This is a genomic window from Legionella qingyii (assembly GCF_003990155.1).
Lineage (GTDB): Bacteria > Pseudomonadota > Gammaproteobacteria > Legionellales > Legionellaceae > Legionella > Legionella qingyii.
The window spans coordinates 19,952-38,869 of record NZ_RZGX01000008.1; the positions used below are offsets into that span (position 1 = coordinate 19,952).

Sequence of the window (18,918 nt, forward strand, 5' to 3'; positions counted from 1 at the left end):
TTATATCTCGCGTGACCTATGGCCTTTCTTTCGTTTCATGCCGTAAGGTGTACGGCGATTCTTTTTTAATAAAGGTTCAAGCTCTTTTAACGCTTGCATGTAAACTTGGCGTTTAAAAAAGATAACCTGTCCTTCTGGCTCGTGAAAATCAACCCAACGCCAGCTGTCAAATTCTGGTGAGTCACTGAGATCCAGTTTGACTTTTTGCTCACTGGCAATGAGCTTTAACAAGTACCATTTCTGTTTTTGCCCTATTACTAAAGGCTCGCTGCCATGACGTAGATATTGTTTTGGAAGTCTGTACTTAAGCCAACGCTTGGTCGAGCCAATGACTTCAACATCTTCCTTATCCAAACCTACTTCCTCATGCAATTCCCGGAACATTGCTTCTAATGATGTTTCGCCTGCGGCCAAGCCGCCTTGCGGAAATTGCCAAGCATCATGACCAGTTCTTCTACCCCAAAAAACCCTATTCTGTGCGTTGACAAGGATAATACCTACATTCAACCGATAACCGGCACGATCAATCACCATGATGTCACTGTTTAGATTAAACCGCTAATAGCTCGATTTTTCCATAAACTGCAAGACCTTGGCAATTAAATCTGTAATTATTATTGAAAAAAGGTAACTACTCAATAAAAACTATCATGTTCTATTTCTGAATATTGGCGCTATTGCCATTAAGCTGATCGATTTAAGCTGTAATCTTGGTCATCTCCGCGAAGGCAAAGATCCATTTTTAGATTGGCTTAGTGCTCTAAGTCGAAATAGAATCCTACCTGCGCGCTTAGGAATGACAAAAATTCTCAACTGACGGAATGTCAAGATCCTTAACTTAAGAAAGCACAGCGAAGCAACCAGAGAAATTTGAGATCAGATTAACCCGGATACCTGGCACCATATCGCATTTAATAAAAATTATACACTATTTGCAATTTTTTAGTTATATAATTGGAACAAGTATTTCAATTTACAATCATATGAAAAAGAGAATCTTAATTATTAATACGGGCGGCACGATTAGCAGCATTAAAACAAAAAATGGATATGAGCCTGCTCCGGGATATGTGGAAGCTGCATTGCAACAAATTCCTTTGTTGATGCATCAAGACATGCCTGAGTATTCGATAAAGGAATATCATCCTTTGCTTGATTCATCCAATATGACGGTGCATGACTGGAATCGAATTGCCCGAGATATTGCCGATGATTATGCGCATTTTGATGGTTTTGTCGTATTCCACGGTACGGATACCATGGCTTATACTGCATCAGCTTTATCTTTTATGTTGGAGAATTTAAGTAAACCAGTGATTATCACAGGATCCCAAATTCCTTTATCAGAAGTTCGTAATGACGCAATAGATAATGTGGTTACTTCATTATGGCTTTGTGCCAATCAACCCATACATGAAGTATGCATTTACTTTAATCAGCATTTATTACGTGGGAATCGAACCCAAAAAATTAGTTCACAGGGATTTAAAGCGTTTGATTCACCGAATTATCCTCATCTAGCGGCTATAGGAATAGATATCAAGGTACATAAAAACCTTTTGCTCAAAAAACCGCAGCAGTCATTTCATTTACAAACGATTGAACCCCAATTTATAGCTAACTTCAGATTATTCCCGGGATTTGCCACCGATGTTTTGGCTTATATTTTAAATCAGCCCCTATGCGGTTTGATTTTGGAAACCTATGGTGCGGGTAACGCTCAAAATAACGATCCTCGTTTTTTAAAATTGCTCCAAGATGCTTGTGCGCGAGGAGTGATCATTATTAATTGTACTCAATGCCAACAAGGTGGAGTAGAAATGAGTCAATATGCTACAGGACATTCCTTAAAAAATGCGGGGTTAGTTAGTGGTCATGATATGACTCCTGAGGCAGCACATTGCAAATTATTGTATTTGCTGAGTAAACGATTAGAAATTGTAGAAATAAAGAAGTTGATGGAAACAGATCTATGTGGTGAATTGACTTCATAGGCAAGCGTTCATGTTTTTTCTTCGTCTATGATAGGCATTTAAATTTAGAGGCAGACTTTATAATATAATTGTCAGCAACTTAAGGGCTATGCCTGTAAAACCCAGGTATGGTTTCCCGGGTTATACTCATGGCAATTGGTATCATCTAGTGCAGCACAAATATTAATTTAGCTCTTTTTGTTTTGAAACTGAATTTTCAGGTGATGCTTCAAATTTCTCGAGAGTTATCTCATTAATTTTTCTAATGGCCAAATTCAATTGTTCGCCTAAACGCCCTTCGCTGGGAGAAAACCAATCTGTTGGTAATGTTAGTGCTACTCCATAGAATGAGAAGTAAGGCAGTGTATAAGAGCTTTTATCTTTTTTTAACGTTCTTTTATTGTCTTCTGCCAAGTCGCCTAAAACCTGAAGGGTTCGTTTTTTTTGTTCTTCGAGGTTATGAGAAGGTTTAATTAATTCAAATAAGGACTGAAGTCTGTCGCCCAATTTTTTTTCTTTTTCCGCTCGGAGTTTCACATCAATACCTGATTTGGGGCAAAATATTTCTTCACCGAAATAATAAACAGCATGATAATAAACAATATGTTCAGGATTATTCTTAAATTCTTTATCAATTAAATTAAAATCATATGGACCTGACTCTTTGAACGCTTTCAATTTGTCATGAAAGCCGCTGATATGAAAAACCAGGTCATTGAGGCACCCGATGGTTTCGCCTTTATCTTTGGGTTCTCCATGCGATTCTCTTTTTATTTGGACACTTGAACGATAATCTGTAATCAATTGAGTAATCTCTTTAACATTTTCTTCATCTGTGCCGCTGCTTAAATATTGGACTACTTTATCTGATAATTCATCTATAAGGTCTTTTTGTTCTTTGGATAGTATTTTATTATGTCCATAAGTTTTAGATTTACTATCTAAGCTTGCACTGAGAGGGCTCAATTGTTCTTTGATTAATTTTTTCAGAACCATTAGAAAAATAGTCATTGCTCTACTCCTTGAACTTTAATTTAGTTATCATTTACTAATTTTTATATTAAGCAGATTATCTCATTGCAAACCTGTTATTGTTTTTAACTTAGGAACTCATAACTACATGAACTTACAAATTATTATTTTAGCTGCAGGCCAGGGTAAACGAATGTATTCCAGTACTCCTAAAGTACTTCACCAAATTGCTGGGAAGCCTATGTTGACTCGGGTAGTGGAAACAGCACAGCAACTAAATCCTGATGTAATCCATGTTATATATGGTCATGGTGGTGAACAACTTAAGAACTCACTCCCTGACTTACCTGTGCATTGGGTATATCAGGCAGAACAATTAGGTACAGGTCATGCTGTTATGCAGGCATTACCTTTTATTCCACCACAAACACAAGTTCTTGTTTTATCTGCTGATGTACCGCTTATTCAAGCAAGCACGCTGCGAACTTTAATTGAGTGCAACACTTCAGCAAATTCTTATAAATCCGTTTTGACACTATTGGTTGCTCATCTCGAAGATCCTAGCGGACTTGGGCGTATTATTAGAGACAACCAAGGTGAAGTTTCCATCATTGTAGAAGAAAAAGATGCAAATGAGCAAGAAAAGAATATAAAAGAAATTTATTCAGGTATTTGTTGTGCAATGTCTGATGATTTAGGAAGATGGTTGCCCATGTTGAATAATGATAACGCTCAATCTGAATACTATTTAACAGAAATCATTGCTTTAGCTGTTGCCAGTCAAACCCCAATTCGAACACTGAGTGTAAAAGATAGCGCAGAAATCCAGGGTGTAAATAACCGCCTGCAACTCCAACAATTAGAGCGAATCTGGCAACTAAGACACGCTGAACAATTGTTGCTGCAAGGAGTAACCCTTGCTGATGCACATCGCTTTGATCTCCGTGGTGAGTTAGTCTGTGGCAAAGATGTATACATAGATGTCAATTGTGTGTTCAAAGGTAAAGTGGTTATTGGCGATGGTTGCTCTATTGGACCTAATTGCATCCTTACTGATGTGAGCTTGGGTGCTGGCTGTGAAATTTATGCTAATAGCGTATTGGAAGGTTGTAACATAGCAAATGATTGTGCCATTGGTCCTTTTGCCCGTTTAAGAGCCGGCACTGAATTAGCTGCAAACTGCAAAATAGGTAATTTTGTGGAAACCAAAAAAGCTGTATTTGATGAAGGAGCCAAAGCAAGTCATTTAAGTTATTTGGGGGATGTCAGCCTGGGGAAAAAAGTTAATGTAGGAGCAGGTACGATTACGTGCAATTACGATGGGGTTAACAAACACAAAACCGTTATTGAAGATGGAGTTTTTATTGGTTCAGATACCCAGTTGGTTGCTCCAGTGATAATAGGTGCAAATGCAACGATAGGTGCAGGTAGTACCATCCGGAAGAATGTTCCTCCCGGTGAGTTAACGCTAACTGAATCAAAACAAAAAACAGTCTATGGCTGGAAAAGGCCCTTGAAAAAGGAATGACCTGAAAACTTTTGCTTGGTACGTTCTTTCTGAATCCTCAATGCATCGCTGAACAACTAGTCCATCTCTATCCCACGGCTTGTCCATGGGATAGAGAAGATCTGCCCGGAAAGTTCTTTGTAGCCAGGATGAAACGCAGCGGAATCAGGGTTGTATGTTGGATTTTCCCAGGCACATTTAGCCCATCAGTCATACTGCAGAGTCAACGCTTTATTTTTCTCCATATGAGTACAAAACCATAGAATAAAAGGTAGGAGAATTAGCGTCATTAATAATTTGTAATGCCAAACATTAACTACCAAATCAATAACTTGATCATAAGGATAAATGCCACCGAATAATAAGCTGTAGTCAATTAAGCATAATAAAGAATTCGAACAAAAATTAGCAATCAAGATACGTAATGGACGATGCAAATTCCACTTGCAGCATTTTAAATAGTGGAGCAGCAAGGCATTACTAATAAAGGCAACAAACAACGCTACCGAAGCCGTAGGCAGTCTTTTTAGCATGATGTAATTGTAAAAAGGATTCAAATTAAAGAACGTTGGAGATGGCAAAGCAACGAGTCCTATAAGCAAAACGTCAAATGTAAATTGGGTTGCAATGAGTATCAGGCATAATTTTAGGTTAACTCGATAGCCCCAAAGTTCACCGAGGATTGTGCTAATCATCAGAGTAAAGGGAAAAAATATAGAGCTGGCTGATAAAACCATATATTTATTGATAATAGTTACGATTCTATATTCACAAGCCAGGCAAATAAGCATGATGACGATCGCAACACAAATAAAGTAATGATATAAGGGTAATCCTTCTCTGCCATGTTCTGGATTGAAAAAAGAACTCTGATATTTGAGCAAAAAAGTTAGATAAAACAAACCAATTAGAAGCAGTATGAGTGAGGCAATCATGAAGGAGTCAATAAAAATTTGTTTGAAACTTTGAAGATGAACTCCTGAAAACAAGAGGAAGAAATCGAGTCCAAAAAAACTAATACCGCCTAATACCGCAAGGAGCATACATTGTTTTGGGGAAGGTAACATTTTACTGGACTTAGGATAAAACAAAAGATGCGGTAGGTAGAAACTAAGAGCAAATGAAATGGTAGTTGCAAAGAATTTCCTGGGGAGGTCTTCAAAAATAATTTGATAAACGGGGTTGTCATGCATGTATTCAGCTGCGGGTAAATGTATCAGTACATAAACCCCTATGCAAAAAACATATAAAGTCATTAACGAAATATTTAGCAAATGTCTATGTTCTTTAATCGTACAATTTCTTAATGCTAATAAATATAAACCGGCTATTAATGGAGCGATTAAGCAGTTCACAGAGAATATTAATCCATCGATGAGAACGATTTTAAACGATACATTGATTAATAGGATAAGAGAGGTAATAACACTTACAGTCAGAAGTAAGAAACAGCGAGAGCGCTGGGAAGGCAATGATTGATTCATTTGTTTAGGATTTCCATAACTTTGCCTTGGTTTTTATTGAAATTTGCTTTGTAATAAACTAATTCGCGCGCAAATATAACACCATTGTATTTAATATGGCAAGTAGTTGTGCAATCCAACTTGGCGAACGTTTGTAGCGCGGTGGAACGAAGTGAGAACAGGGGGGCTCTACGCAGACAACGACGTCAGCCTGAGGAGCTTATGACCAAGGATCTCTAATTGGGTATTATCATAATGTCGGACCATCTAGTTGAGATCCCTCACTTCGTTTAGGCTGACGATGTTCGCCCAGACGTAGACATAACTCATAACCCGGGAGCTCTTTGCCAAGAAACGCGGATTCCACATTACTCCATCCTGGCTATACGCTTAAGTTGATGCTATTGAGGGAGCCGTACCTTGTTTTAAAGAAAATAGGCATAAATCAAAATATTAGCGAGAGTAAGAGGAGCCCCTTTTTTTATAAATTCAAGAAAATCAAAACCTCTTATGCCTCGTTTTTCGCAATTTTGAATAATGATGATGTTACTCGCTGCCCCCAAAATTGATAAATTACCCGCAATCGTACTTCCTGCTGCTAAAGCTAATAAACTGGTGTCAGAAACTGGATGTTGCATAAGAAGCGGTAAATATAAAGCGACCATAGGTACATTCGATATAAATTGACTAAGAATGATGCTGATAATCAAAATAACTGGAATCTGGGTAATCGTAAGATGAAAATGATTGATGCTGGTTTGAAAAAATCCACTATCCCAAACACTTTGCATTAATACAAAAGTACTTGCAAAAAAAGCCAAAGAACCCCAGTCCAGGCGGGTGATGAATTTTTTTCGATATGAACTCAGTAAAAGTGGCAAGGATGAGACAATTGCCATATGACTGAAATTTAAGTGGATGGATGATTGTAAGCAATCCAACATGATTTTAACAATTATTAATAACAATAAAATGATTAAGCTCAGTTTGACCAGCATGACGGTATGAGAGTCACTGACAGGAGAAGGAATTGGTTTCTCAATGGGCTCGTCTAAGATAGTTCCATAAAAAAAGCAGATGAATAAATAAGTAACTCCAAGATTTATTAATGTGGGGAGCGCCAGTAGTTTAACAAATTGGAAAAAAGGTGATGGCATCTCACCTTTTACCGCAATTAATAAATTTTGCGGATTGCCAATTGGACTTAGTGTACTGCCGATGGTGATAGAAAATGCCAATGCAAAAAAGCAAGGGTTTGATTAGCTTTTTATGGGATTGGCACAATTGGATGATAATGGGTGTGCCTATGATTGCAATGGTATCATTCATCAACAAGGAAGAACTTAATCCAAGAACAAATAGAATTATGAATAAGGCTTGTTTTCCTGTATGTGCATGATAGAACAATTTATCAGTTAATTGTTCCAGATAGCCACTGTCTTCTGCTGCTTGTGCGATGAGAAGAACGCCAAACAAATAAAGCATCACGTCTGGTTCAATTGCTGCAATGGCGTGCAGGGGGGAGATTTGGTTCAATAATAGTGCAGCAGTAGCGCCCGCAGTTGTAATAAGCCAGATTGGAATAAAGACTGGGGTCATTCGGCGAAAAGCAATTCCCACCAAGGTGATCGAAAGAATCCAAATCGCTACAGGCATTCTTTCGACTCCTCAAGTTGTTAATTGTGTACAACCGCTGCAGAAAGTTCATCTTGGGATGACGAAGGGAGATCCGCTCTTTGTGGTGGCTGATTGCTCATCGGCCTAGATCGCTGTTTGGTAGAAAATAAACTATTTGCGGTTACTCCGGTCAAAGTTTTTGAGGGAATTAATTGCCTGGCCTCAGTCACTGTTGGCGTTCTTGGTGTTTTTAATTCATTTGCTGAAGGTACAACTTGGGTTTTAGGCTCTTCTGGAAGCTCAATAATCCTGTTCGATTCATGTAAGCCTGCACTGCGAGTTCCTTTTGCCAAATTTACCGCATAAGATACATTATTGCGTTCAAGCCATAATTTTAGTGCGGTAACAAAATCCCAAAAATCTTCTTTTTTACTCAAAGATAATAAGAACTCAGACAGTTTTATAGGTAAACCAAAGCGGTAGTTTAATACGACTGGGAGTGTATATTTAACGGTAGACGCGATTGCTGTGGGTGCTGTAGTTAACGATTTAACCGGTTTTGTAGCTTCCACGATTTCTATAATATAGAGTAAATCACTGCGTATATCAGGCCAAAATTCCTTGATCACGGGATCATTGACTGCATTTTTGGGGCCATGAAACATACTGGGTAGGAGATAATTTGTTGTTTTCTTAAAAAATCCAGGTGGCGCAGGTTTAACTTGCTCTAAATCACTTTCAAGTACCTTGGTTAGGAATTTGAAAACGGTTGATAAAGGAATAAAGGGTTTGGCGCCTGGAGGCGGTTTAAAATCAATAGGTATTCGTTGCATCAATCCTGCAAATAGAACATCAACTGCGAATCGCTTGGTACGATCATAAATTACTAAAGGATCAATCGGAATTGTATCTTTTGTTGAACGTACCAAAGGCAAAGTCATATGCGATGCCACATTAATATGTGCTAAGAGTAATAAATGGCGCAATGTCCTGAGGTAAAGATATGGAGGCATACCTACGGTAGACTCAAGTGCATAATCCATCAAAGCCGAGGTTCCTGTATAAGCTAACCCTAATGACAGTATGGATTCAGATTTCATCGCCTTATGTCGCTCACAGCGTTCTGGTGTTGCCATGCGTGTGATGTATTCACCATAAAAAAAGATACCTAATATCCATGCAACTTGCTCTCCATAGGGAACAAATTTACTAATCCCCAGAAGCACAAGATCATTAACAGCCAATACAATAGGTTCGCGTAGTGAACCTTTAAATTTGCGTTTGAAGTTACAATCTTCCTCTTTTTCGCTACAGAGTGTTGGTGGTGCTGGATTGAGTTTTCCTTTATGCTCGTTAAAAGCAGATGAACCTAATGCATCAAGAGCTAAAGTATGGACAACTACTTTTGATGCTTGTCTATAAGTAAATCCCCATACCGCATAATTTATTAAAGTTAAAGTAGGTGCAACCATATAAGATGCCAACATTCCCGTTGGGTCTTCTGGGCGTAAATAATTTTGAATGCTATTATTTGCATAGTGTGCCCCCACCACAGGCAGGACATCATGCACGAGTATATTCCCTCCGCCCTTGACGATTTTCATGACGGGGGGAGTGACCACTGCAGGAATTGCCTCGCGCAAGGCTAAGACTTGTTCGGCTACATAAAATGCAGTATTTGCAGCATAACCTACGGTTTGCTTTATGGCGTTATTCCAAACCCATGTTGCCCCATCACCAACTGACTTGGTTCCATCAACTACTGAAGTCCACCAGTTCATAGTATTGCCCTCCCTGCAACAACGAAATTTTATTGTATGAGTAAAATTTCGGAAATGCCAGTCTTTTTCTCATGAAGTGCAGGAATATTGCATCTTGCTACGATTCTATTAAACCTTTTATCTTACAGAAGACAATGTGGCTTATTTATATTCTTTCAGTTCAACTATCCCGATGTCATCACTAATAAATTGATTGTTGCAGGCTTACCGAAATCTATTTCTTAGGACAAATTCTTATCAGGGTATTCACAAAGATCCTGAATGATGCAGCTTTTACATTGAGGACGTCGTGCGGTACATACATAACGTCCATGCAGAACAAGCCAATGATGAGCGTCCTTTAAAAATTGGGGTTCGATGTTGTTTAGGAGCTTCTTTTCAACCTCTAAAGGTGTTTTGCCTTTGGCAAGACCCGTACGATTAGCTACCCGAAATATGTGGGTGTCTACAGCTACAGTGGACTCACCAAATGCTGTATTAAGGATCACATTAGCCGTTTTGCGACCTACTCCAGGCAAAGACTCCAATTCCTCACGTTTATTGGGGACTTCACCATCATAATGTTTGATCAGTAGGTCACAGGTTTTCATAATATTTTGTGCTTTGCTGTTATAAAGGCCTATAGATTTTATATGCTCTTTAAGCTTATCCAGTCCTAAGTCAAGAATGCCTTGGGGGGTGTTTGCTACTGGAAATAATTTGGCTGTTGCCTTATTCACTCCAACATCGGTTGCTTGTGCTGAGAGAATGACAGCAATTAATAATTCAAAAGGAGAGTGATAAGCCAACTCCGTAGTTGGATGTGGATTTTGTTCATGAAAACGCACAAAAATTTCATGGCGTTGTTGTTTATTCATGGTTCCTTTTCGCTTTCACACGTGCCAGCGCTTGTTGAATATAGTCCTGCTTGGCTTGCATGTCTTGGGTTTTATCCGCTTTTAATGCAAGCTGTCGCTTTTCTCGATATGCTTGCTGCTGTTTATGTTCTTCACGTAACAAACGTGTTTGTTTGGCATTATAACGTTTACGTGCCAAGTCCTTATCGTAGTTTACATTAGGTAAATTAACCATCTCAATACAATCTACGGGACATGGGGCTACACATAATCCACAGCCTGTACATTCATGGTTGATTACCGCATGCATTAATTTGCCACTGCCAATAATTGCATCGACCGGACATGCTTTGATGCATTTAGTACAACCGATACATTCTGCTTCACGAATGACCGCAACCGATGGCGCCCGGGTATTTGTAACCGCTTCTTCCAAATAAGGAGTAGGATCAACATTCAGCAAAGCACCGAGTGCTTTGACTGTGTCAACTCCACCAGGAGGGCATTTATTAATGGTATCTGTCCCTTGAGCCAGGGCTTCGGCATAGGGCAAGCAGCCAGGATAATCGCACTCGCCACATTGGGTTTGTGGCAAAAGTGCGTCAATTTCTTTAACTGAGGCCATTGTTCACCTGTTTGGATTGCTCCAGCATGGCTTGTATTTTATCTCTTTCAACACGAACCATTAAGGGTTTGAAGGGGTTGAGGCAATGATCTAATAAAGGATTATCAATTGATTCCCAAGTCAGGGGGGCACAATTTAAAAACTCTTCCGCGGCTTCTGCCATTAAGGGCAATACGGGTTTTAAGTAGGTGATTAAGATCCGGAATAAATTAATCCCCATGGTGCAGATGGCTTGGACTTCAGGTAACCGTTCTTCTTCCTTTGCCAATACCCAGGGTTTATGGGTATCGATGTATTGATTCACTTTATCGGCACAATCCATAATGTGGCGAATAGCACGTGCATAATCGCGAGCAATAAAGGATTCAATGACTTCGGTGCGCAGTTCAAGCAGTTCTGCATACAATTGTGGATCACTTAAGCTGCTACTTAATTGATTCGCAAAGCGTTTATTGATAAAACCGGCGCAACGACTGGCAATATTGACTACTTTGCCGACAAGATCTGCATTGATTCTATTGATGAAATCCTCAAAGTTTAAATCGAGATCATCAACACGACCATTCAGTTTGGCTGCAAAGTAATACCGTAGGTATTCCGGATGCAAATGCTCCAGATAGGTACGTGCTTCAAGAAAAGTTCCGCGCGATTTTGACATTTTTTGGCCATCAACAGTCAAAAAGCCATGGGTATAGACTGCTGTAGGCATGCGATGGCCACTGGCAGCAAGCATGGCCGGCCAAAATAGAGCATGAAAATAAACGATGTCTTTGCCAACGAAATGATACAACTCGGTGGTAGAGTCCTTTTCCCAAAATTCCGCAAAAGAGGCTCCATGCTCATCACAGTATTTTTTAAAACTGGCCATGTACCCAATGGGCGCATCAAGCCAGACATAAAAATACTTATCGGTGGTTCCAGGAATTGGAAATCCGAAATAGGGTGCATCACGTGAAATATCCCATTGCTTTAAACCGGCAGCAAACCATTCATCTAGTTTGTTGGCTACTTCAGCTTGCAGATGGCCGCTTCGAGTCCATTCCTTTAATAGATGTTCATAACGAGGTAAGTCAAAGAAGTAATGCTCCGAATCTTTTTCTATGGGTTTGGCTCCAGAAATAGCAGATACCGCATCGAGTAGATCCGTTGGCGAGTAGGTTGCGCCACAAACTTCGCAGTTATCGCCATATTGATCTTTGGCACCGCATTTGGGGCATGTTCCCTTAACATAGCGATCGGGTAAAAACATTTGTTTTACCGGATCATAAGCCTGACGTATGGTGCGTTTAATAATCGAACCGTTTTCCTGTAAGGCTTCATAAATCGCCGCAGCCAGAGCCTGGTTTTCTGGGGAGTGGGTAGTATGATAACAATCATAAGCAATCGCAAAAGCCTTGAAGTCACGTTCATGGCTTAGCTTAATTTGCGCAGTTAACGCTTCTGGAGTAATCCCCATTTGTTCTGCTTTCAACATAATCGGGGTGCCATGTGCATCATCACCACAGATACTGATGCAATTGACCCCAGACATCTTATGAGTGCGCACCCAAATATCTGTTTGAATATGCTCTACTAAATGTCCAAGATGTAAATGTCCATTTGCATAAGGCAAGGCGCTGGTAACCAGCATTTTACGTTGTTTTGCCATCAATTAGATACCTGCTTATCTGAAAATGACTGATTATAACGCATATGAATAATAAATGCTGTAGGTATGCGAGTTTTGAGTGATGGAGTCTAGGGAATGATAATTAGTTTAGGGAACTATTTCTAAATTTTAGGGTGGGTTGGATTTCTTTATCTGCCTTATAAAGAAATTCATTAACATGAGAAATGAAAAACGCGGCCTGGGCCGCGTCTTAAATTTTTACTTTACTCAAGCAGAGTTTAATTACTGCTGCCAAGTTTAACAGATTTATCTAGAACCACAGTCTCTTCTTCAGCGCTTCTTCTTCTCTCAACTACAGTAGTTTGGAACGGAGAAGCATGATGATCTACATCGAAATGATGAATTGTAGCTGTATCACGTTCTTGAGATCCTTTAGAACGTAAGTCTTTACGAGCATAAAGGTTTCCTTGGGTCTGTTCCGCGTCGAAATCAAACTCTACTTCGCTAGATGAAGTATGATCGTGTGTAACACCGCGATCTTCTGTAGTCTTGAGGTCTTTTTGCTCTTCTTCTTTTTCTTCATCGTCATCTTCAAAAGCGGGATTTCCTTCAGGAGCTTTGCTTTTAAGACCTTTGCAGCAATCAGCCAACCATTTAACGAAATTACCAAAACCAGCACCTACGTAGGTAACAGCAGAAACAGCAGCAGCAGCTAATACAGATGCAAGACCGATTTGTGCAAGAGCATTAGCGCCAGCGATACCTGCAATAGAAACACCGTAGATTGAGAACGAAGCAACTGCAGTTAAAGCAGCAGGCCACAAGAATAAGGTCAATGCAACAGCACCAGCGGTAACTAAAGAAAGCCATGCAGCAGTAGCAATTGCCTTTTTATGTTCAGACAAGAAATCAGCGATTGAACGGCCAACAAACTTAATGCCATCAACTGCCAAACCTAATAAACCAGGATTTACTTTGTCTTCTACAAACTCAACTTTACCGCTCTGCTCGTTAACGTGCTCAACTTTTTCTGTAGAGCCCAATACTAATTTAACCAGACCAGTAAAAGCATTAGCTGGTAAATAACCAACGCCCTGAATAAATTCTTTAAATGTCATATGTTACTCCAAGGTTATAAATCAGGGCGAATAATAGCAATGATTTTGCAATATGTGAATCAAAAATGCTCAGATTGTTGTAACAAAAGTGTAAAGTAATTTGCTTTTTTTGTGTTAACAGTATAATAAATGAACATGTTTATTATTAATAAATCCTTAAGGTTAAATATTGTTCAGTTGGGTATTTAATCTTCGAAAACCTGCCAAACGAATCGATTTCCCTTAATTGCAATGGTTATTTAGGCTCGGAAGAGCGATACAGCGTAGGATCATCAACCCCTGCTCCAATAAAGCCGCGTCGTCTAAACGTACAACTATCGCATTGGCCGCATGCTTCGCCAGCATCATTGGCCTGATAGCACGAAATGGTTAAGCTGTAGTCTACACCCAGACCTACTCCAAGCTGAATGGTTTGTACCTTGCTTAAATGTTGTAATGGCGCATGAATCGTAAATCGCTCACCTGTTACTCCTGCTTTGGTAGCTAAATTGGCTAAAGTTTGAAATGCCTCAATAAATTCCGGGCGGCAATCTGGATAATGGGAATAGTCAACAGAACTTGCTCCAATAAAGATATCTCTCGCCCCAATTGATTCTGCAAAACCCAAGGCCATGGCCAGGAAAATGGTATTACGCGCAGGGACATAGGTAACTGGAATATCAGCGCCACCCTGAAAAGCCGGTACTTCCAAAGTAGAATCGGTCAAAGCTGAATTACGGAATAATTCTGTATCTAAGGTGACAATCTGATGTTTTACTACATTAAAATGTTGCGCGATACGTTGGGCGGCGAGCAATTCAGCAGAGTGTCTTTGCCCGTAAGAAAAACTCATCGCATAACAGGAAAAACCTTTTGATGCAGCTAAAGCCAGGCAAGTTGTTGAATCTAACCCGCCAGATAATAGAACTACTGCATTTTTTTTCATAATAGATATGTCTCCATAGAATTACTTATTTTATGTGGAAGATTGAAGTGTTCCAAGTTTGATTGAAAAGTTACCTTTTTTTAGCTTAAAAATGCTGTTAGAATGCACTGATTATGCCATAACATGGAACTTTATGACGACTACTCTTTATCCCGTTATTCTTGCAGGAGGTTCTGGAACTCGTTTATGGCCTTTATCTCGTAAAAATTATCCAAAACAATTTCTGGCCTTAAACGGTGAGTTATCCCTTCTGCAACAAACTGTAAAAAGGGCACAGAGCTTAATAAGTACTCATTCCCTTATTGTAAGTAATGATGCTCATTATTTTCTTTGCCAGGATCAATTAAATCATTTTACACAGTCAATGACTTATTTGCTGGAGCCTTGTGCACGAAATACTGCCCCGGCAATTGCCTGTGCTGCTCATTATTTATCCCAAATCGCTGGCCCTGATGCGATAATGTTGGTACTTCCTTCAGATCACTGGATCGCTGATGATCAAGCATGGCAAGAAGCGATGTTAACAGGAGCACAGTTTGCTGCAGAACACCACGCGTTGGTTACTTTTGGTATTCAGCCAGATAGTCCTAAAACGGGTTATGGCTATATTGAGGCAGGGTTGCCGATCGCGGATAAGGTACAAAAAGTTTTAAGTTTCAGAGAAAAACCGGAACTTGAGCTGGCAAAAGAATTTATTGCCGATGGAAATTATTTTTGGAATAGCGGCATGTTTGTTTGTCGTGCGGATGTATATCTAGAGGAGTTAGCAGAATACCACCCCGATATTCATTATTTTAGTCAACAAGCCGTATTAAAAGCAAAGAATCATCATGATTTTTTACGTCTCGATTTAGAATCGTTTTCTCGTTGCGAGGCGGAATCCATTGATTATGCGATTATGGAAAAAACGAATAAAGCAGCTGTTATTCCTGTGTCCATGCAATGGAGTGATTTGGGGTGTTGGTCTGCGGTGGCAGATGCTAATACAGCCGATCAAGATGGAAATACTGTTACTGGTAAAGTGATTGCACAAAAGAGCACGAATTGCCTGATTCATAGTACAGATATTCTCGTCACTGCTATTGGCGTGCAAGATCAAATTATTGTTGCTACGCAAGATGCTGTTTTGGTCGCTGATAAGCAATATTCACAGCAAGTTAAAGATTTAGTAACTTCTTTAAGTAAAGATCACCATCAATTAACTCAAGATCACCAGCGTGTATCTCGTCCTTGGGGATATTATGAAATTTTGGCTGAAGGCGCTTCTTTTAAAGTAAAACGACTGATGGTAAAACCTGGCGCTCGTTTATCTTTGCAAATGCATCAGCATCGTGCGGAACATTGGGTTGTTGTTTCCGGAAAAGCAGAAGTAATCAATGACTCGCAAACGATTTATTTATCAGTAAATCAATCGACTTATATAGCGCAAAATACGCTTCATCGTTTAAGTAATCCGGGTAATGAACCACTGTATGTTATTGAGGTCCAAAGTGGTGCATATTTGGGGGAGGATGATATTAAACGTTTTGATGACATCTATGCGCGCGATCTCTCCGAATAATTGTTGTCCTAAAAAATAATAACTTGGGTGATGCAAAGCGTTACCCGGGTTTTTCCAGTACAATTGTCCAGCTTAGGCCTTACGGCGCCTAAGATTACCCTAAGCGTTTAATTTTTTACTAAAATTCATCCTTTTTATGAAAATTTTGGTTTCAATAGTGTAAATCAATCAATGCACATCTTGTTTTTAAAATCAATATTATGTTATAAAAAAGAACATATAATTTTTTTTTACTGTGATCCAATGAATTAGTCGCCAAAATTCATGAACACAGAGGTGACACTATGGCAACGAGTAGCGCAATTCTTCAATCATTTCTCCGAGATGCACTAAAAGAAAAAAAGGAACTTGCTGATTTGAGCTTCGAAGAGTTGCTGAATTACAATCGAGCCGAATGCGGTCTCATTGAGATTAATTCTCTACCAAAAAAATTTTCTGACATTGCTCTGTTAACAGGAAGTAATAATGCAATTTTTTTGTATGAAGGCACGCTTTATTATGCAGAAAAAAATACAAATCAAAAAGATGAAATTCGTAAGCTGGAAAAACCCACGAAACCTAAGAAACCTGTAGCGACTAAGGATCTCAAAGCTAAGAAAGAGATAGGGGATCCTGAGTACAATGAGTACATCAAGGAACTTATTCAGTATAGAAAAAAATACACACAATACATTATATATAAAAGCAAATATGATGGCCTCAAACAATCATGTTCTCAAACCTATAAGCGGGCAAGCGGAGAAGAGCTGGAATGGATTCGGTCTCTAACAGGTCGCGCGTATACCGAACATCGTAGTGATGATTTTCTTCCTTCATTAAATTTTTATTTAGGCCTATTAGCTAAAACTGATGCCGTTATGTTCAGATATATGGACGAGGATAAAAAGAAAGCGTTAGCATTTAATCTAAAAATTACGCTGTTGCTTTTGTTGGCACAACAAAATCATGAAATAGAGTATCAAAAAACTGAAAACGTAAAAGCATATAATCAACATATTAAAAGATGCTCCGATTTTCTTAATCTACTTGATTCGGAATATAATAAACGAGTTAACCAATTTTTATTCCAGGCAAAACTAGCGTCATCCGATGCGCAACCGATAAAATATCTGGGTATTCCTGTGGGGCAATTATTAGGACAAGGCATTGCTGATTTATCCGGCGGTACCACCAAGACAATTAAAGAGTACATGGGGAAATTGAATGAGAAGAGATTGTCTTGGGTATGGGATTCATCTTTACTAAAAACGGTAATTGGTTTGGTTCCAGAAGATCGTTTTTATGCAGGACAAGCGGCTGAAGCGATAAAAGCGCCGGATCCTTATACGGGTACCCTAAGCTGGGCTTTATATTATGCTCGTTTTGGACTGAATTTGTATTTATTACTTAAGCATACCATTAAGCATCCCTGGATGAGTGATGAGGAAGCAAAAACACCTTGGCAAGAGCGATTTCAAACCCAATGGTCACAAAGGAAATTTACCTTATTGAATGATTCCATTTGGGGAACCGCTAACTTAGTTTGCTTTTTCTGGCTTACTGGAAAAGGTGCATTGGGTGCTGCGGGAGATGTGGTTACTATTGTGCTTTTAGCTTTTGATATTGCTATGGCTGTATGGGACTTTGAGGAACAAAGAATAAAGCATAATAAGGCAATGAAGCAATATGATGAGGATATAGAGCAATTAGTAAAACGACTCGCGGCATTGCAAGCAATAGAAAAACAACAGCTGAGTGAAGATGAGAAATATGAAATCCGCCAAGTAGAAATACAACTACGGACATTGCGCCAAGAAAGATCGCGATGCGAAAGAGATTGGCAACTTGATAAGATATCCTTAATCAATAATATTGCCTATGCTGTTGGTTTGATGCTGGCTTTTGTTATTTTAACCATGCCATTCATGCCTATAGGGGCCCCAGTTTTGGCGACTATGGTTATTGTTGGTGCAGTATTGTGTTTTGCATTTACCGTTATTAACAATGCAATCAAAGGGGGCATCGAGCTGTATAAAACTTACAAAACAAGGCAAGAGCAAATAGATCAAGAGAAAGCTTTAACTAAAGATTTAAAAGAAAGATTTAATACGCTTAGCGAGGATGAAAAGCGACTTAGTTTCCTGGAAATTAAACAATGCCAAGCAGAATCAGAATATCAAAAGCAGATGATGCGTTATCAGTCAGCGAGTTTGGTGCGCAGTATTATGATTGATGCCTTAGTTCCTGCAGTTGTGTTTGCAAGTTTAGTATTCGTACCGTTGGGGATCGGTGTGCCTATGATTATTGCTGCAGTGGCACTGGCAATTGCAACTCATTGTTTGGTGGAGGCACTATTTAAACCAGAGGAAAAAGAGACCTCACAGATATACGAACTCGCTTTAATGTCCGAATTACCAGATAATGATTCCAAATTGGCACTAGCTGGTAAAATCTATCTATCTGACAATGGTGACTATATTGTTCGCGACCAAAATGGAACAGTGCGGAGGGGTAGACTTGACGCTACAATTGATTTAAGCAATTTAGCCGATAGACTTAATGATCTTGCACTTAAAAACAGCATTCTGGACTGCACATCAAAAACAGGTCACACCTCATTGGAGTTTAATGAGGAAGAATATAAAACGTTTTGTAACAATCTCTTTGAGAAACCTAAAGTGCCCAAGGGTTTTTTTGGTGTGAAGAAGGGGGATGCGGGAGAAGAAACAGAGTCTTTGTTGCGCAATGGAGCGGGTTCTTCAAATGTTTGCGTCTGGGAATGATTCGTGGAGGCTTTGCTTTTATTTAAGCTGTTACATTCGCCTGGTTTTATTTGGTGTTATGAAATAAGCATTCTAATTAAAATTTTTTCATTAAGATTCAATATAGTTACATGAAATAAAAAACTGGCTTTCATTATCTTCTACTGTATAATGTTTCGAAAGAAGCTTG

The 18,918-nt window shown here is 39.2% G+C and carries 15 protein-coding genes; 4 read left to right on the plus strand and 11 right to left on the minus strand.

Annotation, left to right across the window (positions count from 1 at the left end; all coding sequences use genetic code 11):
- Positions 1 to 534 (minus strand): RNA pyrophosphohydrolase, encoded by a 534-nt coding sequence (locus tag ELY20_RS07145; protein WP_110141942.1) that lies wholly within the window; start codon positions 532 to 534, stop codon positions 1 to 3.
- 449 nt (positions 535 to 983) lie between these two features.
- Here ELY20_RS07145 and ansA point away from each other — a divergent pair, with 449 nt between their 5' ends.
- The gene (gene ansA, locus ELY20_RS07150; RefSeq protein WP_110141943.1) at positions 984 to 1,994 is read left to right on the plus strand and encodes an asparaginase; all 1,011 of its coding nucleotides are present in this window, start codon (positions 984 to 986) and stop codon (positions 1,992 to 1,994) included.
- A gap of 162 nt (positions 1,995 to 2,156) precedes the next feature.
- Here the strand turns inward: ansA and ELY20_RS07155 are convergent, their stop codons facing one another.
- Positions 2,157 to 2,984 carry a hypothetical protein gene (locus ELY20_RS07155; RefSeq protein WP_110141944.1) on the minus strand — a complete coding sequence of 276 codons (828 nt, stop codon included), beginning with the start codon at positions 2,982 to 2,984 and terminating at the stop codon, positions 2,157 to 2,159.
- Between the two features lie 109 nt (positions 2,985 to 3,093).
- Between ELY20_RS07155 and glmU the strand changes: the two genes are divergently transcribed.
- Positions 3,094 to 4,473, plus strand: a complete 1,380-nt coding sequence (gene glmU, locus ELY20_RS07160; protein WP_110141945.1) for a bifunctional UDP-N-acetylglucosamine diphosphorylase/glucosamine-1-phosphate N-acetyltransferase GlmU — start codon at positions 3,094 to 3,096, stop codon at positions 4,471 to 4,473.
- Between the two features lie 185 nt (positions 4,474 to 4,658).
- Here the strand turns inward: glmU and ELY20_RS07165 are convergent, their stop codons facing one another.
- The 9 genes from ELY20_RS07165 to queC form a co-directional block, all read right to left on the minus strand.
- The gene (locus tag ELY20_RS07165) at positions 4,659 to 5,936 is read right to left on the minus strand and encodes a VUT family protein (RefSeq protein ID WP_110141946.1); all 1,278 of its coding nucleotides are present in this window, start codon (positions 5,934 to 5,936) and stop codon (positions 4,659 to 4,661) included.
- Between the two features lie 404 nt (positions 5,937 to 6,340).
- The gene (locus ELY20_RS07170; RefSeq protein ID WP_233590519.1) at positions 6,341 to 7,153 is read right to left on the minus strand and encodes an SLC13 family permease; all 813 of its coding nucleotides are present in this window, start codon (positions 7,151 to 7,153) and stop codon (positions 6,341 to 6,343) included.
- Positions 7,074 to 7,571 (minus strand): SLC13 family permease, encoded by a 498-nt coding sequence (locus tag ELY20_RS16985; protein ID WP_233590520.1) that lies wholly within the window; start codon positions 7,569 to 7,571, stop codon positions 7,074 to 7,076. Before ELY20_RS16985 ends, ELY20_RS07170 begins: the two co-directional genes overlap by 80 nt.
- Positions 7,572 to 7,591: 20 nt before the next feature.
- On the minus strand, positions 7,592 to 9,313 hold the full coding sequence (locus tag ELY20_RS07175) for a hypothetical protein (RefSeq protein WP_110141947.1): 1,722 nt from the start codon (positions 9,311 to 9,313) through the stop codon (positions 7,592 to 7,594).
- A gap of 221 nt (positions 9,314 to 9,534) precedes the next feature.
- On the minus strand, positions 9,535 to 10,170 hold the full coding sequence (nth, locus tag ELY20_RS07180) for an endonuclease III (protein ID WP_110141948.1): 636 nt from the start codon (positions 10,168 to 10,170) through the stop codon (positions 9,535 to 9,537).
- Positions 10,163 to 10,774, minus strand: coding sequence for an RnfABCDGE type electron transport complex subunit B (locus tag ELY20_RS07185; RefSeq protein ID WP_110141949.1), 612 nt, complete (start codon positions 10,772 to 10,774; stop codon positions 10,163 to 10,165). Before ELY20_RS07185 ends, nth begins: the two co-directional genes overlap by 8 nt.
- A complete protein-coding gene (gene metG / locus ELY20_RS07190; protein ID WP_110141950.1) occupies positions 10,761 to 12,422 on the minus strand; it encodes a methionine--tRNA ligase in 1,662 nt (553 codons plus the stop codon). Before metG ends, ELY20_RS07185 begins: the two co-directional genes overlap by 14 nt.
- Before the next feature lie 239 nt (positions 12,423 to 12,661).
- Positions 12,662 to 13,501, minus strand: a complete 840-nt coding sequence (locus ELY20_RS07195; RefSeq protein WP_110141951.1) for a hypothetical protein — start codon at positions 13,499 to 13,501, stop codon at positions 12,662 to 12,664.
- Between the two features lie 235 nt (positions 13,502 to 13,736).
- Positions 13,737 to 14,426 carry a 7-cyano-7-deazaguanine synthase QueC gene (gene queC / locus ELY20_RS07200; RefSeq protein WP_110141952.1) on the minus strand — a complete coding sequence of 230 codons (690 nt, stop codon included), beginning with the start codon at positions 14,424 to 14,426 and terminating at the stop codon, positions 13,737 to 13,739.
- Between the two features lie 133 nt (positions 14,427 to 14,559).
- On the opposite strand from queC, the gene ELY20_RS07205 reads away from it, so the two are divergent.
- Positions 14,560 to 15,987: a mannose-1-phosphate guanylyltransferase/mannose-6-phosphate isomerase gene (locus ELY20_RS07205; protein ID WP_110141953.1), complete on the plus strand. Its 1,428-nt coding sequence runs from the start codon at positions 14,560 to 14,562 to the stop codon at positions 15,985 to 15,987.
- 284 nt (positions 15,988 to 16,271) lie between these two features.
- Positions 16,272 to 18,749, plus strand: coding sequence for a hypothetical protein (locus ELY20_RS07210; RefSeq protein ID WP_110141954.1), 2,478 nt, complete (start codon positions 16,272 to 16,274; stop codon positions 18,747 to 18,749).
- Positions 18,750 to 18,918 lie beyond the last annotated feature (169 nt).

Excerpts from the sequence above, each read along its gene's own strand:
- ELY20_RS16985 (WP_233590520.1), bottom strand. The coding sequence starts at position 7,571 with ATGCCTGTAGCGATTTGGATTCTTTCGATCACCTTGGTGGGAATTGCT.
- ELY20_RS07165 (WP_110141946.1), bottom strand. The coding sequence starts at position 5,936 with ATGAATCAATCATTGCCTTCCCAGCGCTCTCGCTGTTTCTTACTTCTG.
- ELY20_RS07205 (WP_110141953.1), top strand. The coding sequence starts at position 14,560 with ATGACGACTACTCTTTATCCCGTTATTCTTGCAGGAGGTTCTGGAACT.
- ansA (WP_110141943.1), top strand. The coding sequence starts at position 984 with ATGAAAAAGAGAATCTTAATTATTAATACGGGCGGCACGATTAGCAGC.
- ELY20_RS07145 (WP_110141942.1), bottom strand. The coding sequence starts at position 534 with ATGGTGATTGATCGTGCCGGTTATCGGTTGAATGTAGGTATTATCCTT.
- ELY20_RS07175 (WP_110141947.1), bottom strand. The coding sequence starts at position 9,313 with ATGAACTGGTGGACTTCAGTAGTTGATGGAACCAAGTCAGTTGGTGAT.
- ELY20_RS07210 (WP_110141954.1), top strand. The coding sequence starts at position 16,272 with ATGGCAACGAGTAGCGCAATTCTTCAATCATTTCTCCGAGATGCACTA.
- queC (WP_110141952.1), bottom strand. The coding sequence starts at position 14,426 with ATGAAAAAAAATGCAGTAGTTCTATTATCTGGCGGGTTAGATTCAACA.
- metG (WP_110141950.1), bottom strand. The coding sequence starts at position 12,422 with ATGGCAAAACAACGTAAAATGCTGGTTACCAGCGCCTTGCCTTATGCA.
- ELY20_RS07185 (WP_110141949.1), bottom strand. The coding sequence starts at position 10,774 with ATGGCCTCAGTTAAAGAAATTGACGCACTTTTGCCACAAACCCAATGT.
- glmU (WP_110141945.1), top strand. The coding sequence starts at position 3,094 with ATGAACTTACAAATTATTATTTTAGCTGCAGGCCAGGGTAAACGAATG.
- ELY20_RS07195 (WP_110141951.1), bottom strand. The coding sequence starts at position 13,501 with ATGACATTTAAAGAATTTATTCAGGGCGTTGGTTATTTACCAGCTAAT.
- ELY20_RS07155 (WP_110141944.1), bottom strand. The coding sequence starts at position 2,984 with ATGACTATTTTTCTAATGGTTCTGAAAAAATTAATCAAAGAACAATTG.
- nth (WP_110141948.1), bottom strand. The coding sequence starts at position 10,170 with ATGAATAAACAACAACGCCATGAAATTTTTGTGCGTTTTCATGAACAA.